The 24882-nt window shown below is 60.8% G+C and carries 28 protein-coding genes; 26 read left to right on the top strand and 2 right to left on the bottom strand.

The features are described 5' to 3' along the window. The 16 genes from Q0743_RS22860 (at position 1) to Q0743_RS22785 (ending at position 14461) form a co-directional block, all read left to right on the top strand. A complete protein-coding gene (locus tag Q0743_RS22860) occupies positions 1 to 1149 on the top strand; it encodes a hypothetical protein (RefSeq protein WP_298243740.1) in 1149 nt (382 codons plus the stop codon). A 3-nt stretch (positions 1150 to 1152) separates the two neighbouring features. Beyond that, on the top strand, positions 1153 to 1761 hold the full coding sequence (locus Q0743_RS22855) for a hypothetical protein (RefSeq protein ID WP_298243739.1): 609 nt from the start codon (positions 1153 to 1155) through the stop codon (positions 1759 to 1761). 1568 nt (positions 1762 to 3329) lie between these two features. Further along, positions 3330 to 4802, top strand: a complete 1473-nt coding sequence (locus Q0743_RS22850; protein WP_298243738.1) for a hypothetical protein — start codon at positions 3330 to 3332, stop codon at positions 4800 to 4802. Beyond that, a complete protein-coding gene (locus tag Q0743_RS22845; protein WP_298243737.1) occupies positions 4799 to 5113 on the top strand; it encodes a hypothetical protein in 315 nt (104 codons plus the stop codon). The genes Q0743_RS22850 and Q0743_RS22845 overlap by 4 nt, the downstream gene beginning before the upstream one ends. A gap of 847 nt (positions 5114 to 5960) precedes the next feature. Beyond that, positions 5961 to 6485 carry a hypothetical protein gene (locus Q0743_RS22840; protein WP_298243736.1) on the top strand — a complete coding sequence of 175 codons (525 nt, stop codon included), beginning with the start codon at positions 5961 to 5963 and terminating at the stop codon, positions 6483 to 6485. Positions 6486 to 6552: 67 nt separating this feature from the next. Further along, complete coding sequence (locus Q0743_RS22835; protein WP_298243735.1) at positions 6553 to 7164, top strand: hypothetical protein; 612 nt, start codon at positions 6553 to 6555, stop codon at positions 7162 to 7164. Between the two features lie 412 nt (positions 7165 to 7576). Next, positions 7577 to 8131: a hypothetical protein gene (locus Q0743_RS22830; RefSeq protein ID WP_298243734.1), complete on the top strand. Its 555-nt coding sequence runs from the start codon at positions 7577 to 7579 to the stop codon at positions 8129 to 8131. A gap of 330 nt (positions 8132 to 8461) precedes the next feature. Then, a complete protein-coding gene (locus Q0743_RS22825; RefSeq protein WP_298243733.1) occupies positions 8462 to 8725 on the top strand; it encodes a hypothetical protein in 264 nt (87 codons plus the stop codon). Positions 8726 to 8811: 86 nt separating this feature from the next. Then, the gene (locus Q0743_RS22820) at positions 8812 to 9672 is read left to right on the top strand and encodes a tail fiber domain-containing protein (protein WP_298243732.1); all 861 of its coding nucleotides are present in this window, start codon (positions 8812 to 8814) and stop codon (positions 9670 to 9672) included. 91 nt (positions 9673 to 9763) lie between these two features. Then, entirely contained in the window at positions 9764 to 10870 is a 1107-nt protein-coding gene (locus tag Q0743_RS22815) for a hypothetical protein (protein ID WP_298243731.1), read from the top strand. Positions 10871 to 11141: 271 nt separating this feature from the next. Continuing rightward, positions 11142 to 11600, top strand: coding sequence for a hypothetical protein (locus Q0743_RS22810; protein ID WP_298243730.1), 459 nt, complete (start codon positions 11142 to 11144; stop codon positions 11598 to 11600). A 237-nt stretch (positions 11601 to 11837) separates the two neighbouring features. Continuing rightward, positions 11838 to 12434: a hypothetical protein gene (locus tag Q0743_RS22805; protein ID WP_298243729.1), complete on the top strand. Its 597-nt coding sequence runs from the start codon at positions 11838 to 11840 to the stop codon at positions 12432 to 12434. A gap of 35 nt (positions 12435 to 12469) precedes the next feature. Further along, on the top strand, positions 12470 to 12736 hold the full coding sequence (locus Q0743_RS22800) for a hypothetical protein (protein WP_298243728.1): 267 nt from the start codon (positions 12470 to 12472) through the stop codon (positions 12734 to 12736). Continuing rightward, positions 12733 to 13221 carry a hypothetical protein gene (locus Q0743_RS22795; protein ID WP_298243727.1) on the top strand — a complete coding sequence of 163 codons (489 nt, stop codon included), beginning with the start codon at positions 12733 to 12735 and terminating at the stop codon, positions 13219 to 13221. The genes Q0743_RS22800 and Q0743_RS22795 overlap by 4 nt, the downstream gene beginning before the upstream one ends. After that, positions 13187 to 13408 (top strand): hypothetical protein, encoded by a 222-nt coding sequence (locus tag Q0743_RS22790; RefSeq protein WP_298243726.1) that lies wholly within the window; start codon positions 13187 to 13189, stop codon positions 13406 to 13408. Before Q0743_RS22795 ends, Q0743_RS22790 begins: the two co-directional genes overlap by 35 nt. Before the next feature lie 72 nt (positions 13409 to 13480). Further along, the gene (locus tag Q0743_RS22785) at positions 13481 to 14461 is read left to right on the top strand and encodes a phage tail protein (RefSeq protein ID WP_298243725.1); all 981 of its coding nucleotides are present in this window, start codon (positions 13481 to 13483) and stop codon (positions 14459 to 14461) included. Here Q0743_RS22785 and Q0743_RS22780 read toward each other — a convergent pair. Next, complete coding sequence (locus Q0743_RS22780) at positions 14454 to 15155, bottom strand: methyltransferase (protein ID WP_298243724.1); 702 nt, start codon at positions 15153 to 15155, stop codon at positions 14454 to 14456. The genes Q0743_RS22785 and Q0743_RS22780 overlap by 8 nt on opposite strands. A 198-nt stretch (positions 15156 to 15353) precedes the next feature. Here Q0743_RS22780 and Q0743_RS22775 point away from each other — a divergent pair, with 198 nt between their 5' ends. From Q0743_RS22775 to Q0743_RS22740, 8 genes are all read left to right on the top strand, one after another. Next, complete coding sequence (locus Q0743_RS22775) at positions 15354 to 16040, top strand: hypothetical protein (protein ID WP_298243723.1); 687 nt, start codon at positions 15354 to 15356, stop codon at positions 16038 to 16040. Between the two features lie 151 nt (positions 16041 to 16191). Continuing rightward, on the top strand, positions 16192 to 16434 hold the full coding sequence (locus Q0743_RS22770) for a hypothetical protein (protein ID WP_298243722.1): 243 nt from the start codon (positions 16192 to 16194) through the stop codon (positions 16432 to 16434). Continuing rightward, a complete protein-coding gene (locus Q0743_RS22765) occupies positions 16434 to 16817 on the top strand; it encodes a hypothetical protein (protein WP_298243721.1) in 384 nt (127 codons plus the stop codon). The genes Q0743_RS22770 and Q0743_RS22765 overlap by 1 nt, the downstream gene beginning before the upstream one ends. Further along, positions 16814 to 17113 carry a hypothetical protein gene (locus tag Q0743_RS22760; RefSeq protein ID WP_298243720.1) on the top strand — a complete coding sequence of 100 codons (300 nt, stop codon included), beginning with the start codon at positions 16814 to 16816 and terminating at the stop codon, positions 17111 to 17113. The genes Q0743_RS22765 and Q0743_RS22760 overlap by 4 nt, the downstream gene beginning before the upstream one ends. A gap of 65 nt (positions 17114 to 17178) precedes the next feature. After that, entirely contained in the window at positions 17179 to 17607 is a 429-nt protein-coding gene (locus Q0743_RS22755; RefSeq protein WP_298243719.1) for a GNAT family N-acetyltransferase, read from the top strand. Positions 17608 to 17839: 232 nt separating this feature from the next. Next, positions 17840 to 19105 carry a CoA transferase gene (locus Q0743_RS22750; RefSeq protein ID WP_298243718.1) on the top strand — a complete coding sequence of 422 codons (1266 nt, stop codon included), beginning with the start codon at positions 17840 to 17842 and terminating at the stop codon, positions 19103 to 19105. Positions 19106 to 19216: 111 nt separating this feature from the next. After that, positions 19217 to 20446 (top strand): acyl-CoA dehydrogenase family protein, encoded by a 1230-nt coding sequence (locus Q0743_RS22745; protein WP_298243717.1) that lies wholly within the window; start codon positions 19217 to 19219, stop codon positions 20444 to 20446. A 9-nt stretch (positions 20447 to 20455) separates the two neighbouring features. Further along, entirely contained in the window at positions 20456 to 21013 is a 558-nt protein-coding gene (locus Q0743_RS22740; protein ID WP_298243716.1) for a flavin reductase family protein, read from the top strand. Between the two features lie 31 nt (positions 21014 to 21044). On the opposite strand, the gene Q0743_RS22735 is transcribed toward Q0743_RS22740, so the two are convergent. Further along, entirely contained in the window at positions 21045 to 21953 is a 909-nt protein-coding gene (locus Q0743_RS22735; RefSeq protein ID WP_298243715.1) for an NAD(P)-dependent oxidoreductase, read from the bottom strand. Between the two features lie 166 nt (positions 21954 to 22119). Between Q0743_RS22735 and Q0743_RS22730 the strand changes: the two genes are divergently transcribed. After that, positions 22120 to 23103, top strand: coding sequence for an ABC transporter substrate-binding protein (locus Q0743_RS22730; protein WP_298243820.1), 984 nt, complete (start codon positions 22120 to 22122; stop codon positions 23101 to 23103). 76 nt (positions 23104 to 23179) lie between these two features. Then, the gene (gene ilvD, locus Q0743_RS22725; protein WP_298243819.1) at positions 23180 to 24874 is read left to right on the top strand and encodes a dihydroxy-acid dehydratase; all 1695 of its coding nucleotides are present in this window, start codon (positions 23180 to 23182) and stop codon (positions 24872 to 24874) included. The last annotated feature ends 8 nt before the right edge of the window (positions 24875 to 24882 follow it).

Here is a 24882-nt window from a genome sequence, read left to right as displayed (position 1 = left end):
ATGGCTGCATTTCTCAACAACTGCCGGTTCATTCCCGCGTCTGGCGGCACCACGGATTGGGTGTATTCATCGACGGTCGGCGGCTGTCAGTCGCCGGTGCTGGCCGGAGCGGTCGATGGTCGCAAGTACAAGTTCATCGCAATCAGCGGCGACCTGACCCAGTGGGAGATTGCCGAGGGCGCCTACACGGCGGCAAGCGGAACGTTTGCCCGCACGACCGTGCTTTGCAATTCGTCGGGGTCAGGGATGGCTGCAGGACAATCGGGTGCCGGCTCGAAGGTCAGCTTCATCGCTGCGCCAAACGTTGCCGTCGTCGGCATCAAGGAAGACCTGATTTCGATCGAGGAGGCGAACGCATTTACCGACGCGCAGAAGGCGCAGGCGCGGCAGAACATCGACGTTCGCGCATATGGTCAATGCAGGCTGGTGAAATCCGGTGCAAATCTTGTGCTGTTGCCCCTAAATGGCAATTTGCTCACGATCAACGGCGTAGCGTGCGCCATTCCGGCCGGAGGCTTGTCATTGGCTCCGACCGGCCTGACTGCCGGTGTAACCTACTACATCTATGCGACCGGCTCCGGCGTCGCTGTCAATGGACTTGAAGCGTCGACGATCGGTCATGCGACGTCGGCAACGTCCGGCAATGTCGGCACCGAAATCAAGAGCGGCGATGACACACGTTCGCTTGTCGGCATCGCTCGCGCGGTTTCCGGCCCAGCCTGGCAAGACACTGCAGCTCAACGCTTTGTACGAACCTGGTTCAACCGGGCGCGCTTGTCCGTGACCGGAGCAACCGACACGACTTCGACCGAGACAAACACCAGCGCCTATATTGAAAAGCTGGTGTCGAAGGCCGAATTCGTCTGTTTTGCCGATGACGCTATTCTTGCTGGCGCCTACGGCATGATGACGAACACGTCAAACGGTTGGACGGGACTACAGGTCTTCCTTGATGGCGTTTTAACCGGCATCGGACTTGATTGGAATATCGTCACTACAGGTGGGCGCGCGAGCTACAATCCGTTGTGGCCGACTAATGTCTCGTCAGAGGGATACCATTACGTGTCATTCGGGATGAGAACGGTGGGCGGTGGCACGGTCTCTGTCGCCACCTATCAAGGTATGGCCGCGATCGCGTTGGTTGGATAAGTCATGTCTTTGCTGGGCTTTGACGCTCTTGGACGCTGGGCACTCGGTCAATTGCCGGGCAGCAGCAATTTTTTGCTTGTGGCGGCTAAGGGCCCGGTCGGTCTCGCCGGACGAGCATCGACATTTAGCATGTCGCAGGCTGTCGCGACCGCTGGCGCTCTGGCGACCGGGATTCCGGTGAGTTTCAGAATCGCAGAAGCGGCCAGCCCCGCAGCTTTCATCTGTGCCGGCAATGCAATCGCGTTCACACCGAAGCAACTGAGCCTCGGCGGCTCATTTCTGCTGACAGGCGTACCGACCAAGGCGACAGCGCGCGTGCTCGCCGCTCAAGGCGCGGCGCTGGTCTTGGGAATGGCCTGCCAATTCTCTGCATCGCTCACATCCGAACGCGGTGCCTTCATCTGGGCGGGCGGCGACTCCACACCTGGCCGGGACCATGAAGCCTGGGTTCGGCGGCCGTTCGACACGATGTCGTGGCAGGTGGAGGCGACGTTACCGTCGCCAGCGTGGAGTGGATCCACCGACGCTGCAGGCGCATGGACGGTTGGCGCGCAGACGGCGAATGCCTGGACACCAATCTTGATCGAACCCGAACCTTGGACGATTGAATAACGCCCCTCCCTGCCTACGGCGAATATCGCCCTAACCTCAGCGACTGAAAAGGCCAGGATTCGCGGATTCTCGGCGAGAGTGCTCACATCACGTTCGCCAATAGTGCATTTCATTTCACCCGGCGCATTTGGGCTGCTCAACCCACGTGACGAGCGTCCGACAAAGCCATCTAGTTGAACAGAGGAATTACATGAGTAATCCACGCTTTGATCCGAACTACAGACAACTCACTCGGAAAGACTCGTCGCAAACCAGCAATAGCATAGCAATTCAACAAGATGGTCTCTCGGCTTCGCTTGAGCGCAACAATGCGAACGGGCCCCAATCAAAATTTGCCAGTCCTCAATCAAGTGACCGAGTAGCCCCGGTCGCCGCTGGATTTGGTCAATTCTCGCGGCCGAGGCCTCTTCCGCCGTTTGGACCTGTCCCCGCTCCCGAAGGCTCAGAGGCGCCGGCGCAAGAGTTCTGGCGGCGGCTGAAAGAATTCTGGAGCCTTATTTCGCCTCGGGTCGGAGCGTCTGGTGGAGGGGGCAGCGACTTTAATCGTTGTCTACGAGCTGCCAGTGGAAGCACTGAAGATTGGGAAGAATTTTGCCGAAGTATCCCATCAGGTTCGACGAGTAAGACAGTCGGAGGCGAGACCGCCAAACGAGCTTGCTGGTCGAAAACGTATGAGAGTGGAAACAACAAGACCGAATGGTGTGACAATCAATTCGGCAACTTCGACCCTCCCTAGCGACTTGACGTCGTTCCTCATTTGTTCTTAGATCAGTGCAATAATGGAAGGTGCGGTCGGTGCCTTTTGGATCGCTATAGTCTGAACATTTGAACGGGCCTCGTTGATGACGTGGAATGAACGCGCGCTGATAGAGTATGAATTCAACTACGGTAAGCTCCAGCGCAAGGCGGTAGCTCGGCTAGGTTTTCCCGAGCGTGATGAAGCGTATGAGGTTGAATGGGCTTGTTCATTTCAGATCGAAGGGTTCAAAGACAGTAGAGTTCGTCGAGCTCGAGGGGTGGATGGGCTTCAGGCCCTGACAATCGCGAGTATGGCTGTTCGCGCGTCGCTTGACCGTTTGAAGATGATCAAATTCGAGAGGGAGTCTTACGAAGTCGTTTTTCCACGATATTTGCCGTTCTGCTACGGTGTCGACTTTCATCGTCAGCTATGTCGGATGGTGGACGAGTGCGTGACGCAGAAGAAGAGACAGATTTCCAGGCTGCGTCGTCAGAGAAAGTCCCGCTCATAAGCTGATATCAAATTGCCGGCCTGCATGTCCCGGTTGCGCGCGCAGCGCGAGCGGGCATTCCTTTGCTCACGTGCGGAAGCGAGCAGTGAATGATCGGAAGCTGCGAAGACTCCGTCGTTCAGCGTTTGCCTGTTACGATCTTAAAGATCACATCTCCAAGCCGAAGATCCTTGCCACAGGTCTGGCAAGTCGATGGCGGCTGATCCGGGCTCACGTTGAGGAGATGGAGAGCCGCGTTGCGAGCCGTGGCTCCTGGAGCCGCCGAACACGGGCGGCACGCGCGCATTTGGCGCGTACACTTTCGAATAGGATCAAAAGATGCCACTCCTTTCCTACGGCGAATATCGCCCGGATGTCAGCGACTATGAAGGCCAGGCCTCGCGCAACATCCTCAATGTCATCCCGCGCGGCGACGGCTATGGACCATTTCCGTCTTTTTCGGCCTACACGTCTGCGCTGCCGGCGCCGTGCCGCGGCGCGTTCTATGCGCTGAAGTCCGACGGCACCGTCGTCACCTTTGCGGGCACGGGCACCAAGCTCTACCGGCTCAACAACATCGACTTCACCTGGGTGGACGTCTCCAAAGCAGGAGGTTCGTATTCAGCCCTGTCGGCGACCGCGCAATGGCAGTTCGCGCAGACCGGCAACTTCGTCTTTGCGACGCAGGCCAACGCGGTGCTGCAAGTCTTCGACCTCTCGTCGTCCACGGCTTTTGCCGACGCATTGGGGGCACCGCCGCAGGCCGCCTATATCAGCGTGGTCGGCCGTTTTCTGGTGCTGTCGGGGCTGCTATCCACGCCGTATCGGATCCAGTGGTCCGGGCTGAACAATTTCAATGCGGCGGACAGCTGGACCAGCGGGATCAAGTCGTCCGACTTCCAGGACTTCCCGGACGGCGGCATCGTTCGCGGCGTCGCCGGCGGGGAATCCGGCATCGTATTCCAGGATCAGGCGATCCGCCGCATGTCCTACGTGCCGGGTTCGCCGATCATCTTCCAGATCGATCGCATCACCCAGGACAAGGGCCTCTACGCGCCGTACTCGATCATCCGCGCCGGCGAGCGCATCTTCTTCTACGCCGGCCAGGGCTTTCACAAGATCGAGCCGGGCGGCGTGCCGCAGCAGATCGGTCGCGAGAAGGTCGATCGCAGCTTCCTCGCCGATCTCGACAAGGGCAATCTCCAGCTCTTCATGGGGGCTGCCGATCCACGCTCGACACGGGTCTACTGGGCCTACAAATCGGTGTCTGGCACCGTCGGCGCTTACGACAAGCTGCTCGGCTACGATTTTCTGCTCGACCGTTTCTTTCCGGTGGCGGTGGCCGGCGAGTATCTGCTCGGTATCTCGCAGACAGGATTGACGCTCGAGAATCTCGACAGCATCTCCTCGTCACTGGATGCGCTGACGCTGAGTCTCGATGCCTATGCGACCGCGGTGCAGCCCGAGATCGCACAGTTCTCCAACGCCCATGTGCTCGGCTTCTTCCGTGGCCCGAGTCTGGAAGCGACGCTGGAGAGCGCGGAGCAGGGCACCGACGAGAACCGTATCACCATCCGCGGCTTTCGCCCGATCACCGATGCGGCGACGCTGTTCGGCTCGGTGTCCTGGCGTGACACGCCGGCGGCAGCGGCAACGCCGGGCGCGGAAGTGCTGGTCAACGCCCGGACCGGCCGTTGTGATATCCGGCGCGACACCCGCTACTCCCGTTTCAAGGTCCGCATCCCCGCCGCGACGAACTGGTCGTTCTGCGCCGGCCTCGTCCCGGATCTCACACCGAACGGCACGCTATGACGGCTTATGTCCCAGGGATCACCGAGACCGACCTGAAGAAGATCGTGCTCGCGATCCAGCAGCTCGCAGCCGGACGCTCCAATGCCGTCGGAAGTGTGACGCTGGCGACGGGCGCATCGAGCACGACGGTGACGACGGCAAATTGCGCCGTGGGATCGGTGCCGATCCTGGTGCCGGCGTCCGCGAACGCGGCGGCGGAGGTCGGCAACGGCACGATGTATGTGGGCGCGGTCGCGAACGGCGCGTTCACGATCGCGCATGCGAACTCGGCGACGACGGGGCGGGTGTTTTTGTGGGCGGTGGTGGGGTGAGGGAGATGCCTCGCTGTCAAACCGCTAGGACTGATTGTTCGTCCGCCTGCACGTAATCAAATCAACATCAAGATCCAGTCTCGCACGTGTGGTGCACGCCTGCAGGGACGCTCGCGCTTCGATCGGGGGAGATGGACGAGAGCGATCGGACTGGATCGTGGTCCAGAGCCAATTGGCAGAATCTTGTGAGGAAAATTCGATGTCATACGTAGACCAGCCTGAACGTCCGCTCCGCTCGTTCTCGGAGCGATTTCAGGACGTCTGGGACCACCCAACCCCGGGTAGCGTCTTTGCACAAATCAAAGCACTGAGGGATTTTCCTGAAACCATCTGAAATATGATCGACGCCTCCCGTGTTGCTACCGGTCCGGCTCCCACGACTGAGGAAGAAGCTTACATATACAACAAGGCGCGCGAGTATCTGCCGCGCGCTGGTTTCGAGGTAGCAAGCGCAGCTACTCCTACGGTGCCCAAAGTGGTGGGAGGCCTTCCCATCAGGCCGGCTGGAGGCTCAGCACTTGGCACTGAGCGCACGTTGCAACCTACGAACGGTGTTCTCTCAGTTGGTCCGCGGCCTGCTCGATCCGAGACCTATATTCAGCCGCCTGCAGTCTTGAGACCGGCCGGTACCGAAAGTGCAGGGAACGGGATACGTGGTGGATTGACTTCATCACCGGCTGAATTGCCGTGGTGGATGCGAGCCCTTCTGCCTCCAGACGCGCTGCCAGCTGGCCTCGGTGGTCCGCTGCCCGTTGGCGTCGGGCGCCAAGCCCTCCCGCCAATCGGACCCGGTGCCAACAAGTCTCTTGGTATTTCGAATGCGTTTAGCGACAAGCCAATTCCGCGAATGTCGCCGATCAAGCCACCGTCCGCGCCCGAGGCGAGCGGCGGTGGCCGCTTGCCCCCCTCGATTATAGGGCTTACGGGCTTGCCAAGCGATCATCGGGAGTTAACTCGCATCGACGCGAATCCCCGACGCGTAGTGCTGTCCAGACCCGGTGATGAGGACGAGCCGCGACACGAAATCGAGTCTCCGCCATTGGCGCCAGAGCAAGCGCCCCCCGAACGAAAGCGTTCCGAGATCACTGCTTCTGGTGCGGGCGGCAACAAGATAGGCGGCCGCAAAAAAGGAAATGGTGGCAAGAGGTACTGTAGTCGGCAAAAAGAGGCGGAGGAGAAAGCGTGTCGGCAGACTTGGAACGAACGCAAGGCAATTGGGCTCGACACGTTTCCATGGACTCACTTCCTGATTGGCTGTCTTGACCGCGCAGGCGACAGATATCGACTTTGTTTGCGTAACCTCAACAAGGATAACAAGCTGGCGGAATGGGGAATTCCCGACGAGGAAGAATGGTACAATTCACAACGCTAGTAGGATTGTCGAACCATTCAAGAGCAGATAGGCTTGTGCGTGCCCGGGTGCGGTTCATGATGTAGACATGGTTTCCTTTGACTCGATTGATATCTTTCACGATTGGATCAAAGATCTTCGACGGAAGTTACCGCTGCCCGATGTCATTCGCGCGGTGGCGGAACGTTTAGTATCAGTAAAAGGTGATGATCTTCGTTATCTTTCGCACGAGCTAGTCTGGCTATTGAGAGAGGAAGAGCGGGATATTGAGGCGATAGATATCTTGGAAGACATGCTGCGATGCGACCCACGCGATGTGCGACCTGCAATAACCAAGGCAAACATCTACTTTGTTTCACTTGACCAACCGATAGACGCACTGAAGGCGATCGATGCCGCTCTTGAGCGTGCCAACGCGACCGGTCTTTTTCGTAGGGAAGCGCTGGGGACTAAGGCGCGGATATTGGTGAAACTCGGGCGTGGGGACGAGCTATCGGATGTCCTCGAGGAGATCATGTCTCTTCAAATGATACCGGGCGTGCCCGATATCGGTCGCGAGCGCGATTTCGTTGATAGCGCACCGCCAGGGCTCATCCGAAAGAGCGTTCTCGATCGCTACAACGAGTTTCGTCCCAGGCGTCCGGAGGACGGTTCAGGTGATGAACCACCACCATACGAACCGGCAGACGATCGAATGTAAAGCGTCGATCATTCCTGCCTTCGCGATCCGGTGTTTCACATGAGTTCGCAGGGTTCTGACATCGTTACTCCTTCACTTGAACCCATCGAAGAGGCGGCGGAGCACGAGCATGCGAGCTTCAGCGCACGATGCCAGGCGCTCATCGCTCCTTTCCTTGCGAAGAGCAATTTGGAGCTGAGGCGAGATCTGGTTGCGCGGAGCGCAGAATGGGGGCTGATCTGGAGGGGCGATTACGCTATCGCAGATCTTTCGCCGCAGCTCTAATCGCAGCATGTGCTGGGAAGGTACGGATGGGCAACTCCTGACCAAAATCGCGGTCGGGTAGCGTATCGCGCCATTGCCGGCAATTTCCCGCGACGAGCCTGACGACCCGCATGAATGAGGACCGCTCCGTCGGCCAGAGTGGGTCCGCGTGCCCATTGAAGCCGTGACGTCGCTGACGGCGGGCGAGGTTTCGCGCCGTCGTCGGGAGTCGGCGTGTCATTCACCGTCTTCATTCGGAATTGTTCACATGAGAAATGGTGTGCCGCAGGCACCCGGCTTGTGGCCGGATGGACATCACGGCGCGCGACTCGTCTGCGTCGATCCGGACCACGTGCGCGAGGTCTGGCCGCTTGTCGCTCCACTCATTGAGCGGGCGATTGTCACGACAGGGTTGTCGGCGTTCGCCACCATTGAGCGCGACATCCTCGTCGGCGCCTCGGTGCTGTGGGTCGCCTGGAATGGTGCAATAATCGAAGCGGCTGCTGCCACGAGCCTTCAGCAAACGGATGCCGGCAAGGTCTGCGTCATCACGGCGTGCGCGGGCGCGGGCATGTCGCGCTGGTTGCCGCTGATCCGCGGCATCGAAACCTATGCGAAGGCGGAAGGATGTTGCTGCGTGCGCATCTTCGGACGCAAAGGTTGGGCGCGCGTGCTAGACGGATACCAGCAGACTTATGCGATCATCGACAAGCGATTGCCGTAGTCGATGATGGCGAGGCCAACCGTAGGGGCGCTCGCGTCACACTTTCGCGCGGCGTGCCGACCCGCTGACAAAAATTATCGTGCGATGCAGCCGGGCGTTGCGCATGTTCCTTATTTGTTCTATAAGCTTGGCTCTCGATCGTCGTATTTGTAGAGATCGAAGATGTCGGACACCGGACCCGGTCGGGTTGAACGAGACGAGCTGTCATTCGCGGCCAGGGCGGGAGACAAGGCAATCGGGCCAATCGTTGTTGGCTGACGAGATCTGGATTTGCGCTCCTTTGCCTCCTCGTTGGCGGGGGAGGCGCATCAGCCTCGCAAGAGACGGATTTTGCAACCTTCCGCCCGTGCTGCTGACTACTGTAGTGGCGATGCCGCGCGCCCGCTGGCGCTGTCCCCAGACAAGCGGGTGCTCTGCCTGGACGGGGTGATTACGTCGGAGCTGAACTTGGCCGTTGCGACGGATCTTGCCGATCGTGGCTTCGCCGTCGTTCGCAGCTCCGGCGGCGACCAGCATTATCCAGACAGCCAGGAAGAGGTCGACAAGATTACGATACGATTGGGCCTGAACCGGCGGGTGATTTACGACCCCTGAACCGTCGTCCGGCCGCATCGTCAGCTTCGCGGCCCCCCGGATCAGGGCCCCCCACAGCAGAGTCAACACCAGAAGGAGCACCGTCCATGGGCGGACAATCCACTTCCACGCAGACCGTGCAGTCACAGAGTGCACCGTGGGCTGCCGCGCAGCCGGCGCTGCAAACGATGTTGGGCCAGATCAGCACGGGCCTCAACAACACCGGCTTGACGTCATCCGAGACCTCCGCGCTCGATACGTTGAAGAACAACGCTGCCGCGGGCAATCCCTATGCCGGTCAAATCGGAAGCTATGCGGACTCGTTGCTGAATGGCGGCGGCGCCACTGCGCAGGCCGGCGCCGTGCAGGACAATCTCGCAGCCTACCGCAAGATGCTGAATCCCTACGCGACTGGCAGCATGGTCGGCAACAATCCAGCCTTGATGGCGCAGCTCGCCCAGATCCGTTCCGACGTCGGCGACTCCGTCAACTCGCAGTTTGCTGCCGCAGGCCGCGACTTCAGCGGTGCCAATTTGATGGCCTATGGCAGGGGTGTCACGGCGGCCGAGGCGCCGGTGATCGCCGCGCAATACAACCAGGACGTGGCAAACCAGCTAGCCGCCGCGGGCGCGCTCTACAATGCCGGCAATACCACGGCCAATACGCTGACGCAGATGCAGCAGAGTGATCTCGCCAATCGCGGTCAGGGTGTCACCGCTGCGCAAGCGGCACTCGATGCCAAGAATTACGGAGCCAATGCCACGCTCGCGGAAGAGGCGCAGCGACGCGGCATTCCCGTGCAGGCGCTGAGCTTGCTCGCGCAGATCGGCGTGCCCATTGCGCAGCTCGGGCAGCAGGGTAACAGCACGACGACGGGAACGCAGCAGAAATCCGGCGTCGATCAGTTTGCGACAATAGCGAACGGAATTAGCGGTCTGATCAAGGCCGCCAAGCCGAACGGGTTCTAACATGACGATCCAAACCGACACGGAACTGACTGGTGCCGCTTTCGACTTGGCCAACGCCGGTTATGCGCAGATGCCAGATCCAGAGAAGCAAGTGCTGTCCGATTCCATCGACGGCGACAGCGCCTCGCTGCGCGATGCCGCGGACCAATTGTCAGATCAACAGCCCAAAGTCGTCGTGAGGCAATACACCGACGGCGAGGGCAAGCCTGCGGCTGCGACCGAAGCCGTCACACTGGCGCGCGCCGCGCGGGACTACGCAAGCGCCACGGCCGGCGACAGGCAGATCGCCGAGAACGAGTCATCGGAAGCGCTGGCCGCCAGGATCGATGCGCTACGTGCGAAGGTCACTGCCAACGATCCCGATGCGCCGGAGTTCTACGGCTTTGAGGCACCCGAGCACAGTGATGACCCCAATGAAGGCATCGGAGCGCCGGCGGAGGCGGTAGAGGATCAAGGCAAGCGCGCGGCGCAGCTCGATCCCGATCTCGAGCAGCTCATGCAACATCCGCAGGTGCGGCTGGCGCTCGAGGAGAAAGTCGGCGAGGTCGAGCGCGCGCGGCGAAGCTATGTCGAGGGTCTCGATGCCGCCATGCAAGTCGCCCAAGTGAGCTTCATCAGCCAGTTTCCGGAGCTGGCAAGCCTCGCGCCGGAGCGGCTGCCGGAAGCCCTTGCGCAAATCGCGCAACAAGATCCCGCGAAGCTGCAGCGCATCCAGGCGATCATCGCGGGGAGCGAGCAATTGCGCGCCCGGCAGAATGAGGAGATGCGGCGGACGGCCGATGCCGCGCGGCACAACTTTCAGAATTATGCGAAAGCCGAAGATGCCCGGCTTGAAGCGATGCTGAAGGAGGAGACGCGGGACGTCAGGCAGGCCGTAGCGCAAGAGATCATGGCGTCGGCCCAGGCCAGCGGCATCGAGGCAGAAGAAATGCAACGCCTGTTCGCAAGCGAGCCCTTGATGCGCAATGCCACCTTCCAGCGCATGATGTATGATGCCGGAAAATACCGATTGATGATGAAGGCGAAGGATGCGATTGCGGCGAAGCCAATGCCGCCGGTGCAAAGGCCGGGCATGGCATCGAGCCGAGGAGAGCGCGGCCAGCAGGATTTGCGCACGCTGAGCGCCCGGCTTTCGAGCTCGGGGGATCTCAAGGATGCGGTCGCGCTCTACCAGGCGAGACGAGCTCATGGCGAATGAGCCTGATTGACATTACTGCGGCTGTTGACATTGTTCTCTTTTTGTTCCATGTTCGTCGGGGGTGTTTATCTGGGACCAGGTAACCTCGGTCGTTTGAGCTGGATCGGTTCTCAGTTGCGCGAGCTGGTTTGGCCGGCGTCGCCAAGTCGTACGGAATTTCCATTGGGGGATCGGATATCTTCCGTTTTTGACCCGAAATGGTGCGCTTCAGGACTAGCGCTTCCGCGTGTTAAGCCGGACAGATATTCGATCGGCACGGGATGAGGACAGAATGAATTTTTCGGTGTCCCAGTGGCTGTCGATGATCGTCCTCGATTTCTTCATCAAATTCTTGCTTGTTGAGGCCGTGGGCCTTTTCGTATCCTATGGATTGATACCCATCGGTTCGTTCGCACCAGCGGCCATTTCACTATCGTTGTTGCATTTCGTCTGTCTTTTCCTGGGAGCAACTCTCGTCGTGACGCCCGAGCTGTTTGGTGTCCGATTGTCGCCGATGCCGAGGTTCGCAGCGGGCGTGACGCTCGCCAATATACTATTCGTAGGGGTGCTTACCGTGCTGTTTTGGCCCGGTCCGAACGACATTCCGCGAACTGCAGATGGACCTATCATCGTGGCCCTTGTCCTATCCGCCACCAATCTCTTTTCGCTATTCACGGTTGCTGCCACGGGGTGCCTGATCCGGCGGCGCAAGGCCGGTGTGCGCGTCGACCGATCCACGTGTGACGCTTAAGCCGGCTTGCGGCGTTCGCTTTAAATTTTCGAGATTGTGACGTTCGACTCTCAAGCATGATGTCGCGCGTTCCGATGTTCATTGAACGGCGTCGCTCCTGCGATCAGCCGAGCCCCGCGTCAGCGCCGTTGCTGACGGGCCAATCTCCAATCCTCAATCATCGAGCTCGCGCGCTTCGAGATGTCGTGCGCTCAATTCCCATTGCAAGCAAGTGGAGCGTTACGCGTGGATCCTACGATGCAATCGCCAATACAATACCGAATTCCTTTCTCGGGCGGCCGGCAGATCACGGTGCCGAGCGGGCCGCACCACTACCAAACAGAACAGTGGGTCGGAAACACCAAGCAGGGCAACACGCCTCTATCGGCGTTTGAAGCCCTCAAAAGGCATGCGATACCGTTTCAAGGCGACCAAACCAGCGCCGAGGGAGCGGTCATGGATGTCCCAGGATTGGGCCCCATTCGCCAGCACGTGGATGACGACCGCTTGACGATCGTGAACACCACGAAGCCTGGTCATGTTCTCCATCCTGGCAACGTCTTTCGTTCGATCGTGCAGAGAGGCGACGACCTGTATGTCGTAACCGAGGGCTACGGGACAGGAATTCTTCCCGGTCTGAACGAGCGAGCCCGGCTCATCTGGTCCGAGCCGGATCACAGGATCCGGCATGAACTCCACCCGTACGCGGGCCTCGGGTATCCCATGGATGAGATGAACGCGCCTGCCGCAACGGGAGCCAGGGCGGACACGATGGGTCAGCCAACGCCGTCGCAGCAGCCGGCCGAAAGACCCGAGCTTCGTATCTCGCCGCCGATCTTTTTCTCGCCGTACTGACCGGTCGACCGAAATGATGTCTGAGGACGCGCATTATGAGTGAAGACGACCGAAATATCATTGAACGAGCCGAATCCATCACCGGGAATCTCTATGGCGAGCCGATGTCATCGGATCGCATCGCGGAGAACTTCGCGCTCTACGGACTGAAGAAACGCGTGGCCGCGCTCGAGAGGTTCGACGCCGAATTGGGCGGAGAGATCGACTCAAGCCCTCATAGCTTGCGAAAGCGGGTTCAGCTCGTCGATCTGCGTCGGCACATGGGCAGCCTTCATGAGGCCTTGCGTAAAGCCAAGCGATGACCCATCCACTGCTGACGGCGCTTGCGCAGGCGCGCCTGCGCGATGCGCCGATATTCGCGAGATGGTGTGAACTGAACGGCGTGACCGCCTGTCCAGCCGCGCCGGCGTCGATCGCACGTTTCGTGACCGATTGCGCCTCGCTCGGTATGAGCCGGCTCTGGCCGGCTGTGCAGGATATCTCGCGGATGCACGTGTCGCTCGGTCTCGCCGATCCGACCCTCGGCGGCGCGGCGGCGAGCGCGATCAGCGCGACCGCAGCCGTCTCACCACCACGGTCCTGGCCGGGGCCGTTCAAGCAGCGGTTCGCCGCGCTCCCTTACGACATCCAGCTTTATCTCGCCGCGCACGAAGCGCAGCGCGAACGTGCGCTGCGGCGGGCGCAAAACGAAGCTGCCTCCGCGCGCCAGAAGCTGGCAGCGCTCGAGGCCAAAGCGAAGGACGGAGACGCCAATGGTAACGAAGCCGCAACGCACGACCAGAATTGAAGACCGCATCGAGGAATTGCGAGCCGAGATCGACGGCATCATCGACGCGCGCGTCGCCCGGATCGCAAGCGAAAGTCCCGGCGTCCCCGCAGGCGTGATCCGCAACCTCCTGACGGCCCGGGCGCCATCCTGTCGCTGCGATCAGTACATTGCGCTGTGCGGCAATGAGACGAAAGCGCCGGACTGAAGGCAATTAGCCGCGACCTTATCGGGCCGCGCGATGACGCCTCACGGCGTCGCAATCGAACAAGGATAATGGATGACTCTTTACAGATGGTCGCAAACGGCGTCCGCCGACGCCACGGCAGATTCGACGATCAATTGGGCCGAAGGCCAGTCGCCCGCCAGCGTCAACGACTCGGCTCGCGCGATGATGGCGGCGATTGCGAAGTACCGCGACGACGTCGCTGGCGCCATCGTCACGACCGGCACCAGCACCGCCTATGCCGTCAGTACCTACCAGGTGTTTCAGTCGCTCGCGCAATTGAACGGCCAAATGATCGCGTTCACGCCGCATGCGACGAACGGCGCGACTGTGACGATCAATGTCGATTCGCTGGGTGGGAAGCCACTGCGATCTGCGCCGAGCGCGGAACTTCCGGTCGGTGTGCTGATCCAAGGTACTCCTTATGTGGCGGTGTATAATCACGCAGATCAGGCATTCTATTTGCGGGGCTTCTATGGATCTCCATATCTGGTGCCAATTGGAGGGCTGATCGATTACACAGGTGCCATCGCGCCCAATTCAGCTTTTATAATTCCGGCGGGGCAACCAATCTCGCGCTCCACCTACACGGCCTACTTCGCGCTCGTGGGCACGACTTTCGGGAGCGGAGATGGCTCAACGACCTTCAACGTCCCAGATCTTCGAGGCCGCGTAGTGGCGATGTTGGATAGCAGTTCGTCAGTCGTCAATTCCGCAACCATATACCCAGATGGGAATACTCGCGGCGCGACGGGCGGTGGTCAAACAAGCCAGCTTGTTACTGCGAACCTTCCGCCCTATACGCCTACCGGCACAATAGCCAACGGCGCGATCACGATCAGCCCAAGCGTTGTGAATTGCCCCGGTAGCTTTTGGGCCAACGGCAACGGAGCCGGTACCACGAATAATGGCAGTCCGATAAGCGCGTCACAGGCACCATCGACCTTCGCTGGCGCCCCGCAAGGTGGCGTTTCTGCCGTATTCACCAATATGCAACCAACGATGATGCTAAACAAAATCCTGAGGATCATTTAGCCCATTTGGGCGGAGAGGCTCCTTTCTTCACGATTCCGATAAAGAAGAACTCACTCGTTGCAGTGAGTTCCTTGCTGTCACCGTGGGTAAAGGTGATTTCGAGTCCGGCATGCTCGATCATCTCGCGGAAGGTTTCGACCGTCGATCCGCGATTGTTCTCTTGCAGAACAATGACTCCATCGTCCTTAAGATACTGGGGTACGGTGGAGAAGAACTCGCGGTGGATGTTCCAGCCGGGATCATGTGCGCGGATATCCCCTTCGTACTGATCGACGAAATGGGGCGGATTGCTTACTACCAAATCCCATCGCTCGCTCTCAGGTATGCTCTGAAGGTTGTTCGAATGGTAAACTGAAACGCTATTTTCAAGGCGGTTCTGTCGTACGGTGCCCCGGCAGGAATCTACGGCCGCCGGATTGATGTCCGCCAAGCAGAGCGTTTCGCAGAGACCGTTCCCCAGTAGCGAAAACCCTATGAAGGCAGGGCCGGAGCACCATTCAAAAGCGCGCTGTTGCTTAGGCATGTTGCGGGATCGCAAGAACGGAATGAAATCCTGGCCGAATTCGATTCCCCCGCCGTCGAGCTCAGCCTTGTATTCGATGGTGATCCCGCCCAGCGTTACGCGCTTGGCCGGACGTGCCCACCGCAACGCGGGACGTACGATTTTGTTTTCGATCTTTTTGACCAGTCCCATTCAATCGCTCCCTTAGTCTGTAGGTAATAGCACAGCCTCAGATAGCGCAATACTCGGAAATAGCCTGGCAATCCGCGGAAGCGTACGCCCGGCCCCCTTTTCCACGGAAACGGTTCGAATTTCGATTGCGTGTGCGGTTCTTTGCGGCCGCCAGCGTCGCCTACACAAAGCGCATTCAATCATAATCGAGTACCCCCAATGGTAGACCTCAACGCCCTCACGCGGGCGAATGCGGACCGCTGGTCCAATGCCAGGCCGACCCGGAAGGCCGAGGCGGCCAAGGTTGCCTTGCGTCTCTACAAGGCCAAGGCCCGATACCAGGCCGTCGAACGCGAGACCGGCGTTCCCTGGCCGGCGATCGCCGTCATTCATGAGCGGGAATCCTCACAGGACTGGCGGGGATCGCTGGCGCAGGGTGACCCGTGGGATCGCGTGTCGGTCCACGTGCCGGCGCGGCGTGGCCCGTTCGCCTCATGGGAGGCTGCGGCGATCGATGCGCTGGCCAAGTGTCCTCCCTTCCTTGCGCGACACAAGGACTGGTCGGTTGCAGCGGCGTTGACGGCGCTCGAGACTTACAACGGGCTAGGTTACGCAACCCGCGGCATGCCGTCGCCCTATCTCTGGTCCGGTACCGACCAATACCGCGCCGGGAAATATGTCCGCGATGGCGTTTACGACCCAGGCAAGGTCGATCCGCAACTCGGATGCGCGGCGCTTCTGATCGCGCTGATGGAGATCGATCCCGAAATCAGCCTTGCGAGGGCGAAGGATGCAGAGAGGCCGCCTGTCGCAGGTTCTGCGAAGCCCTCATTGGCGAACCCATCGAAGGGTTCGATCGGCGCGTTCGTCGTCAATTTGTTCAAAGCAATTCTCGGAAGGACATGAAAATGCGGACGATCCTCGACATCTTCGTCTTTGCTGCGGGCTTTGGAGCTTGCTGGTTCTGCAGAGATCCGCTCCGCAAGCTGGTGTCTGGAACTGAGGCTCTCATCAACTCGGTCAAGACCCGGGTAGCGGCGCTGCGTAGGAAATCATGATGCTCGCAAGACTCAAGGCGATCTGCCTGAACTCCGTGACGATTGCGTGGAGCTATTGCGTCGCGCTCGCGGGTGCGATGGCTTCGGTCATTGACGACCTCGCCGACACGCTTGGAGATCCCGCCGTCAAGGACCAGATCGGCGCAGCCATCGGCGACGTCAAGACAACGGGACGCATTCTGTTGGTGATCTCCGTGGTGACGATCATCGCACGCTTGCGAACTCTGCGGAGGAGCACCTGATGTGGATGACGATCATCTCGTTTCTCGGCGGCCCCGTTGTCAAGGCGCTGATCGAAGCCTACAGCGCCAAGCTGAAGGCCGAAAATGTCGACAGCAAGATTGCGGCCGATCTCGCCGCGCGCGAGATCGCGTCGCAGACGGCCGAGACCAACGCTGTCATGCAGTACCGCATCGCGGAGATCGGGCATTGGTACGAGCCGGACAAGTTGATGGGCTATTGCGTGACGCTTTATTTCGCGAAGCTCCTTGTCTGGGACAAGGTTCTAGGATTGGGCTCGACGGACGCTCTGGCGGGATTTGCAGCGATCACGGCGAACCTGGTCGTATCGTTCTACTTCGCCAAGCGCGGCTTCGAGAATGTTGCGAGGATCATCAAGCGATGAAGATGGCGGACGACGAGATCAAGGCCATTGTCGCCGAGACGCTGGCCGAGCAGCACAGGCTCCAGCAGGAGAGCATCGATGCGATCGTATTGAAGGCCGTGGCATCCGTGCTGGCGGCTTTTGGAATCGAAGATGACGATCGCAAAGAACTGAGGGCGGATTTCCAGCACCTGCGCAGGTGGCGCAAGAGCGTGGAGCAGGCGCAGAGCTACACCTTCAAAGCCGTGGTCACGGTGGTCGCCACGGGATTGATGGGAGCCGTTTGGCTAGGCGTCAAAGTCGTGCTCGGCAAGTGAGAATTCGCGCTCCGGCGGCAACGCCGCAGTTTCGGTCATGTCATTCCTCGCAAATGGTCTGATCCATGTACAGAATCCGCATCGTCGATGCATCCGATGACGAGGTCGCTGATGCATTGTCTGATTTGCATCAGTTGACGTTCCTGGATTCGGCCGTCATGCCTCGATTCGAGTTGGGGGCGTGGTGGTTAGCCTACCACGATGATAATGCAATCGGCTTTGCCGGCGTAGTTCCCTCCACGCATGTCAGAAATGGTGGGTATTTCTCCCGAGTTGGTGTTCTGCAGCGTCACTGGGGGCGCGGCCTCCAGCGCAGATTGATGCGCGTCGTCGAGGCGAGAGGACGGCGTGTGGGATGGAACAGCATCGTCTCGGACACGACGGATAACCCGGTGTCTGCGAACAACTTCATTCAGGCAGGTTATCGGCTCTTCGAACCCGAGATGCCTTGGGCTTGGGCGCATACGCTCTATTGGAGGAAATGGCTTCACTGACCGGGGGTTTCCCACCACACGGAACGATAGCGCCATACAGCCAGAACGAGTTGTAATTCGACCCCGCATGCCTGGCATGCTCGAGGACCCGGCAGCCTGACGGCTGTCGGGTCCTTTTTGCGTTTTGAGCCCATGCCAGCGAAGCACTTGCGAAGTTGGCGGCGCCGGGCTTTAAGTTTGCTGTCGCGGGAAATTCGGCAGCCATAAGCCGATGTAAGGGAGCGCGCCATCGATGCCCAACAAGCCTGAATTGCCAGAACGTTCGTCGCGTGCGACGGGAGGGGCAACCGCGCTCGATGGCCTGCTCGTCATCGATTTCACGCGTGTCGTCGCCGGCCCGGCCTGCACGCAGACGCTCGCCGATTTCGGCGCGCACGTCATCAAGATCGAGAATCCCGACGGCGGCGACGACACCCGCGCCTATGAGCACGCCGAGATTGGCGGCGAGAGCGCCGCGTATCTGAGCCTGAACCGCAACAAGCGCGGCATTGCGCTCGACTTTTCCGTGCCCGAAGCCCGCGAGATCGCACTTGACCTGATCCGCAAGGCGGACGTGGTCGTGGAGAATTTCTCAAGCGGGGTCATGAAGAAGTTCGGGCTCGATTATGAGACGGTCGCACCGCTCAATCCACGGCTGATCTATTGCTCGATCTCCGCCTATGGACGTTCCGGACCGTTCGCCTCGCGTCCCGGCTTCGATCCCATCACGCAGGCCGAGAGCGGTTTCATGTCGCTCAATGGATTTGCGGATGGCCCCGCGGTGCGTACCGGTCCCCCCATTGTTGACATGGCGACAGGGATGTCCGCCTGTAATGCGATACTGTTGGCGCTGCTCGCGCGGGACCGCCTCGGCCGCGGGCAGCATGTCGAGGTCGCTCTGTTCGACGTCGCGATGGGGATGACCGGCTTCTTCGGCATGGCCTATCTCATCAATGGTGAAAATCCCGGCCGGTTCGGCAATTCACCCAGCGGGTCGCCCACCGTCGGCGTTTACGAGGCTTCGGACGGACCGCTTTACATGGCCTGCGCCAACGATCGGCTCTATCGTCGGCTCGTGCTCGAAGTGTTCAACCGCCCGGATCTCATCACCGAACCGCAGTTTTCCACGCGCAAGGCCCGCTCCGAGAACAAGGAGCTCTTGCGCGCAGCCATTGCCGAGGTCTTTGCCGGCGATACCCTCGAGAACTGGATGGCAAAGATGAAGCTCGCCAATATTCCGGTCGGCTATCTCCGGACGGTCGAGGAGGGGTTCAATGCGCCCGAAGCTCGCGAACGCCATCGCTTGAGCCGGATTCCGCATCGTACCGCCGAATGGGTGCCCAACATCGAGCCGCCGATTACCATGAGCCTGACCGGTGCGGTCGATCCCGTTGCTGCTCCGCTGCTGGGGGAGCATACCGAGGACGTCTTGCGCAACGTGCTCGGTTATGACGAGCGTCGGATCACGGCATTTACCCAGAAGGGAGTCTTTGGCGCAGGCAAACCCTTGACGGGCTAGGTTCGCGGTCGGTCCCATGGCGTCCGACGCGCCCGCTTTGAAGCGGTGTCAGCTGCATTGGCTTGATTTGGCGAAAGGGCGGCCGCATAAATACGCGAAGTGAGGGACAGAATGGCGCCGGGTCGAAAGCCGAGCATGGGTCAGCCCACCGGATCAAATGCCAGCGAACGCGCCTATGCGGAAATGATCGCGAAGGCTCAGGCCCTCGTGCCCCGGCTTCGCGAGCGGGCGGCGCGAACGGAGGAGATGCGGCATCTCCCGCCGGAAACCGAGAAGGATCTCCACGACGGCGGTCTGTTCCGGATGCTCCAGCCGGCACGGATTGGCGGTGCCGAGCTTGATTATGTCGCCCTCGTCGACTGCGCTGAGCTGCTCGGACAAGCGGATGCGTCGGTGGCCTGGAATCTTGCCAATCTGGCGAGCCATCACTGGATGCTCGGCATGTTCGAGCCGAAGGCGCAGGATCTGGTCTGGGGCCGTGATCCGGACACGCTGATCGCTTCCTCATTCATCTTTCCCGCCGGGCGCGCCACGAGGGTGGAGGGCGGATACCAGCTGCGCGGCAGCTGGCCATTCTCGTCCGGCGTTGCCTCCTGCGAATGGAATATGCTGGCAAGCGTGGTCTATTCCGAAGACGAGGCTGATGGCATCGAGTATCGGATCTTTCTGCTGCCCAAGGGCGACTACAAGGTGCTGGATACCTGGAATGTCGCGGGGTTGCGCGGGACGGGGTCTTGCGACGTGGAGGTCAGGGACGCCTTCGTGGCCGACCACATGACCGTCGCTGTCGGCGAGCTCGCAGGTGGCCCGACGCCGGGGAGCGAGATCAATCCGAATCCATTGTATGCGCTGCCTGTGTTCTCGTTGTTTCCATACGTTCTTTCCGGCGTCGCCCTGGGGAATGCGCAAGCGTGCCTCGACGATTACACGGAGGTCGCACGTCACCGTATCTCGACCTACAATCGAGCCAAGCTGAGCGACTTCCAAAGCACTCAGATCAAGATCGCGGAGGCCTCGGCGAAGATCGACGCCGCGCGCCTGATCATGCGGTCGGCGTGCCTCGATGCCATGGAAGACGCGCGGCGCGGGCACATTCCTGATATGGCGACCAAGACCAGATATCGGCGCGACGGGTCCTTTTCAGTGAACCTGTGCACGGACGCGGTCTCGATGCTGTTTGCCGCAAGCGGTGCGCGCGGCCTGTTCACGACCGGCGTATTGCAGCGGCAGTTCCGTGATGCACACGCCATCAACTCGCATCTCGCATTCAATTTCGATGCGGCCGGGACCAACTATGGACGGGTGGCGCTGGGCCTGCCCTCCGAGAATCTCACGCTGTGAGGCCGGCTGATGAATGATCTGCCGAAGCAGCCCGCCGGTCCCGATCCAGCCAATGAATTCGCGAGCGACAGCTCGCCGATCGATCCTCGCGACTTTCGCAACGCGCTCGGAACCTATGCAACGGGTGTGACGATCATCACGGCCGCGGCGCCTGACGGCAAGCCCTATGGGCTGACATGCAATTCGTTCGCCTCCGTCTCGCTGAATCCTCCGCTGGTGCTATGGAGCCTGGTTGTCTATTCCTCGAGCCTGACCATTTTCCAGAACGCCAGCCATTTCACGGTCAACGTGCTCGGCGCCTCGCAGCAGGCCCTTGCGACCAAATTCGCCAAGTCCTCGGACGACAAATTCACCGGCGTGGACTGGACGCCGGGCCTCGGCAATGCGCCGGTGCTTGCCGAGAGCGTTGCCAATTTTCAATGCCGGTCCGTCAATCGCTATTATGGCGGCGACCACGTGATCTTTCTCGGCGCGGTCGAGGCCTATACCTACAACGCGACGGAGCCGCTGCTCTTCGCGCGGGGCGCGTTCGGTCGATTTCTCGCAGACGACGAGCGCAAGAAGTGACCCTGGCGTGCTCCGGGGCGCGCTCGGTAGCTTAGGTCTTTGCCGCCGATAGTTTGTAAATCTCCAGCGCGTCCGCTTCCGCGCCGCGCGCGGCCTTGGCCAACCTGAAGAGTTGTCCCGCAAGCGATGCCATCGGCACCGGCGTTGACGTCGCCTGTGCGACATCAGCAACTGTGTCGAGGTCCTTGAGCATCGTGGCAATGTGACCCAGCGGAGGCGCGTGAACACCTTGGACCATCCGCGGCACGAACAGCTGAAGCGGAATGGAATCCGCGAAGCCGCCGGCGAGCGCTTCGGGCAAGCGATTGGCGTCAATTCCCGAATTGATGGCAAGGCGCGTGGCTTCTGCAAGGACGGCCATCGCGCAACCGACGATCACCTGATTGCAGAGTTTTGTGGTCTGACCGGCACCGGTCGGACCCATATGCGTGAACCTGCGCGCCATGGCCAGCACGTAGGGCCTGACCCGTTCGATATCGCCTGCTTCTCCGCCGGCCATGATCGCGAGCGTGCCTTCCTCGGCGCCCTTCGTCCCGCCGGATACCGGTGCATCGATCCAGCCGGTGCCATTTGCGCTCTTCAGTCGCTTGGCGAGGTCGCGCGCCGCGTCAGGATGAATTGACGAGAAGTCAACGACGAGCTTGCCTGCACCAGCCGTCGCTGCCAGACCCTCCGGCCCGAAGATCACTTCTTCGACCGCCGACGCATCCGTCACGCACATGAAAGCGATATCCGAATTCGCCAGGAGGTCGCGAGGCGTGCCTGCACGCTTGGCGCCGGCTTCGACAAGCGGACCGACCTTGCCCTCCGACCGGTTCCAGACCGTCACCTGATGGCCAGCCTTGAGCAGGCGCCGGGTCATCGGCGTTCCCATCAGCCCGAGGCCGATATAGCCGAGCCTCTCGACGCTCTGCGGGTTTGCCTTGCTCGTATCAGCCATAGGTTGCCTCCTTCTGCCGCAGCGCGATGCCGCCTTACCATACATTGCGCTTCAGGCGGCGAAACCAGCCGGTTCGCATGGCTTGCCTGATTGTTTGAACCATGAAACATTTGAGGCGGTCGGGTTGGGTGGCGCCGGTCGGCGCCGGAGCAGCGGAGTGGGCACGATGCGAACCGTTTCGAAGTGGATCCTGGCTTTGGGGACGGCGGCCGCCGTGAGCGCGGGGGCAAGCCCGTCATGGGCGCAGCAGACGATCCGCGTTGGCTGGACCATCCCGGCCGAGGAATCAAAATACTGGATGATGCGCCGCCCGGCTGAGTTTCCCAATATCGGCAAGACCTACAACATCGAATGGACCCAGTTTCAGGGCACCGCGCCGATGACGCAGGCCCTGGCGGCCGGCGCGCTGGACTGTGCGACGCAGGCGCCGCTCTCGCTCGCCAACGGTGTGGTCGGCGGCAATCTCAAAGCCTATATCGTCGCGCAGCACGTGTTCGAGAAGCCGGGCGGTTTCTCGGTGTATTGGGCCGTCAAGGACGATTCCCCCATCAAGACAATCGCCGACCTCAAGGGCAAGACGGTCGGCATTTCCGTGATCGGGGGCGGTACACAAGGTCCGTTCAACCTGCTGCTGAAGCAGAATGGAGTCGATCCGACCAAGGATATCAAGCTGGTCGAGGTTGGCTTTGCCGTCTCCGAGGACGCGCTGCGCCAAGGCCGTGTCGATGCCGTCAACATGAACCAGCCGTTTGCTGCGCGCGCGGAGGCAAAGGGTGGCACAAGAAAGCTGTTTTCACTGTCGGAGGCCATGCCGAACATCGTGCATATCCTGGAGGCCTGCCGTGCCGATTTCGTCGACAAGAACCCGGAGGTGGTCAAGGCCTACGTCCGTGATATCACCTCGGGCATGAAGAAGGCGCTGGCGAACCGCGAGGAGACTCTCAAGGTCGTCAACGAAGTGCTGAAGGCGCCTATTCCGGTGCTCGAGACCTATCTGCTCAAGGACAACGATTTCGGCCGAGATCCGGGTGCCGCACCGAACTTCCCCGCGATCCAGAAGATGCTGGACATCTACGCAGAGACCGGAATGTTGCCGAAACTGGATGTCGCTCAGTTCAAGCATCCGACGATCGTCGCTCCGCTGCAATAGGCATCACACGAGCGAGCCGGCCAAGGATCTCGCGGCGTCCAGGATATCCTGGCCGCTGCATGAAGAAGATGCACGCATGAAGAAGTTGCGCTCACGAGTTACGACAGACGGCCTCGACCGCGCCCCGCACCGGGCATTCATGCGTGCCATGGGGCTCGACGACGCTGCGATTGCCAAGCCGATGGTGGGCGTCGTCAGCATGAAGGGCGAGCAGACGCCCTGCAACATGACCCACGACTTCCAGGTGGCTGCAGCCAAGACCGGCATCGAGGAGGCCGGCGGCACGCCGCGTGAATTCTCGACGGTTTCGGTGTCCGACGGCATCAGCATGAACCACGAGGGCATGAAGTTCTCGCTGTTCTCGCGCGAGCTGATCGCCGACTCGATCGAGGCTGTCGTCCATGGCCTCGCCTACGACGCGCTGATCGGATACGGCGGATGCGACAAGACGCTTCCCGGCGTGATAATGGGCATGGTTCGTTGCAACGTGCCGTCCATTTTCATCTACGGCGGCAGCTCGCTGCCGGGGCGCGTAGACGGGCGTACGCTGACGGTGCTCGACTCCTATGAGGCCGTCGGCAGCTTCATGACCGGCGAGATTGACGGCGCCACGCTCGAGCGGATCGAGCGCGCCTGCCTGCCGACGATCGGCGCGTGTGCCGGCCAATTCACTGCGAACACCATGGGCATGGTCTCAGAGGCGATGGGGCTGACCATTCCCAACGTCTCGATGGTGCCCGGTGTCTATGCAGAGCGTGCGCAAATCTCGCGGCAGGCTGGACGCCTGATCATGGAAATGCTGGAGCGCGGCGGGCCGTTGCCGCGCGACATCGTGACACGGAAGTCACTCGAGAACGGTGCGGCGATCGTCGCGGCGACGGGAGGCTCGACCAACGCCGCGCTGCATCTCCCGGCGATCGCGAACGAGGCCGGCATCGCATTCACGATCGATGACGTGGGCGAGGTCTTTGCCCGAACGCCGTTGATTGGAAACCTGCGGCCGGGAGGCAAATACACCGCAAAGGATGTCTACGACATCGGCGGCGCCGCCGTGGTGATCCGCGAACTGATCCAGAGCGGCCATATCGATGGCAGCTGCATCACCATCACCGGCCGCACGCTTGCTGAAGAATACGGCGCGGCGAACGCGCCGGACGGCGAGGTGGTTTACGCGTCTCGTGCGCCGATCATGCCTGACGGCGGCGTGGCGGTGCTGAAGGGAAATCTCTGTCCCGACGGTGCGGTGATCAAGGTTGCAGGCTTGAAGAGCCAGTTCTTCGAAGGCGTCGCGCGCGTCTTCGAGGATGAGGAGGCTTGTGTCAAAGCCGTTCGCGACCGGAGCTACAAGGCGGGGGAGGTTCTCGTCATCCGCAATGAGGGCCCCGTCGGTGGCCCCGGCATGCGCGAGATGCTTGGCGTTACGGCGCTGATCTACGGGCAGGGCATGGGCGAAAAGGTGGCGCTGATCACCGATGGCCGGTTCTCCGGCGCGACCCGCGGCATGTGCATCGGCTACGTGGCTCCCGAGGCTTTCGTCGGTGGTCCGCTGGCGCTCGTTCGCGACGGTGACAGGATCCGGATCGATGCCGCGAACCGGCGGATGGATGTCCTGCTCGATGAGCAGGAACTCGCTGCGCGGCGCCGCGATTGGAAGCAGCGTCCGCCGCGTCATCGTGCAGGCGCACTGGCAAAATATGCGCGACTGGTTGGGCAGGCGCCGGGCGGAGCCGTGACACATGAAGGCCCGGCAGAATGGCCGTGGTTCGAATGACGCATCGC

Source organism: uncultured Bradyrhizobium sp. (genome assembly GCF_936943645.1).
Taxonomy (GTDB): Bacteria; Pseudomonadota; Alphaproteobacteria; order Rhizobiales; family Xanthobacteraceae; genus Bradyrhizobium.
The sequence above is the reverse complement of the archived record's forward strand: the minus strand, read 5'-3'. Positions and strand labels throughout refer to the sequence as shown.

Excerpts from the sequence above, each read along its gene's own strand:
- Q0743_RS22860 (WP_298243740.1), top strand. The coding sequence starts at position 1 with ATGGCTGCATTTCTCAACAACTGCCGGTTCATTCCCGCGTCTGGCGGC.
- Q0743_RS22855 (WP_298243739.1), top strand. The coding sequence starts at position 1,153 with ATGTCTTTGCTGGGCTTTGACGCTCTTGGACGCTGGGCACTCGGTCAA.
- Q0743_RS22850 (WP_298243738.1), top strand. The coding sequence starts at position 3,330 with ATGCCACTCCTTTCCTACGGCGAATATCGCCCGGATGTCAGCGACTAT.
- Q0743_RS22845 (WP_298243737.1), top strand. The coding sequence starts at position 4,799 with ATGACGGCTTATGTCCCAGGGATCACCGAGACCGACCTGAAGAAGATC.
- Q0743_RS22840 (WP_298243736.1), top strand. The coding sequence starts at position 5,961 with ATGTCGCCGATCAAGCCACCGTCCGCGCCCGAGGCGAGCGGCGGTGGC.
- Q0743_RS22835 (WP_298243735.1), top strand. The coding sequence starts at position 6,553 with ATGGTTTCCTTTGACTCGATTGATATCTTTCACGATTGGATCAAAGAT.
- Q0743_RS22820 (WP_298243732.1), top strand. The coding sequence starts at position 8,812 with ATGGGCGGACAATCCACTTCCACGCAGACCGTGCAGTCACAGAGTGCA.
- Q0743_RS22810 (WP_298243730.1), top strand. The coding sequence starts at position 11,142 with ATGAATTTTTCGGTGTCCCAGTGGCTGTCGATGATCGTCCTCGATTTC.
- Q0743_RS22805 (WP_298243729.1), top strand. The coding sequence starts at position 11,838 with ATGCAATCGCCAATACAATACCGAATTCCTTTCTCGGGCGGCCGGCAG.
- Q0743_RS22800 (WP_298243728.1), top strand. The coding sequence starts at position 12,470 with ATGAGTGAAGACGACCGAAATATCATTGAACGAGCCGAATCCATCACC.
- Q0743_RS22795 (WP_298243727.1), top strand. The coding sequence starts at position 12,733 with ATGACCCATCCACTGCTGACGGCGCTTGCGCAGGCGCGCCTGCGCGAT.
- Q0743_RS22790 (WP_298243726.1), top strand. The coding sequence starts at position 13,187 with ATGGTAACGAAGCCGCAACGCACGACCAGAATTGAAGACCGCATCGAG.
- Q0743_RS22785 (WP_298243725.1), top strand. The coding sequence starts at position 13,481 with ATGACTCTTTACAGATGGTCGCAAACGGCGTCCGCCGACGCCACGGCA.
- Q0743_RS22780 (WP_298243724.1), bottom strand. The coding sequence starts at position 15,155 with ATGGGACTGGTCAAAAAGATCGAAAACAAAATCGTACGTCCCGCGTTG.
- Q0743_RS22775 (WP_298243723.1), top strand. The coding sequence starts at position 15,354 with ATGGTAGACCTCAACGCCCTCACGCGGGCGAATGCGGACCGCTGGTCC.
- Q0743_RS22770 (WP_298243722.1), top strand. The coding sequence starts at position 16,192 with ATGCTCGCAAGACTCAAGGCGATCTGCCTGAACTCCGTGACGATTGCG.
- Q0743_RS22765 (WP_298243721.1), top strand. The coding sequence starts at position 16,434 with ATGTGGATGACGATCATCTCGTTTCTCGGCGGCCCCGTTGTCAAGGCG.
- Q0743_RS22760 (WP_298243720.1), top strand. The coding sequence starts at position 16,814 with ATGAAGATGGCGGACGACGAGATCAAGGCCATTGTCGCCGAGACGCTG.
- Q0743_RS22755 (WP_298243719.1), top strand. The coding sequence starts at position 17,179 with ATGTACAGAATCCGCATCGTCGATGCATCCGATGACGAGGTCGCTGAT.
- Q0743_RS22750 (WP_298243718.1), top strand. The coding sequence starts at position 17,840 with ATGCCCAACAAGCCTGAATTGCCAGAACGTTCGTCGCGTGCGACGGGA.
- Q0743_RS22745 (WP_298243717.1), top strand. The coding sequence starts at position 19,217 with ATGGCGCCGGGTCGAAAGCCGAGCATGGGTCAGCCCACCGGATCAAAT.
- Q0743_RS22740 (WP_298243716.1), top strand. The coding sequence starts at position 20,456 with ATGAATGATCTGCCGAAGCAGCCCGCCGGTCCCGATCCAGCCAATGAA.
- Q0743_RS22735 (WP_298243715.1), bottom strand. The coding sequence starts at position 21,953 with ATGGCTGATACGAGCAAGGCAAACCCGCAGAGCGTCGAGAGGCTCGGC.
- Q0743_RS22730 (WP_298243820.1), top strand. The coding sequence starts at position 22,120 with ATGCGAACCGTTTCGAAGTGGATCCTGGCTTTGGGGACGGCGGCCGCC.
- ilvD (WP_298243819.1), top strand. The coding sequence starts at position 23,180 with ATGAAGAAGTTGCGCTCACGAGTTACGACAGACGGCCTCGACCGCGCC.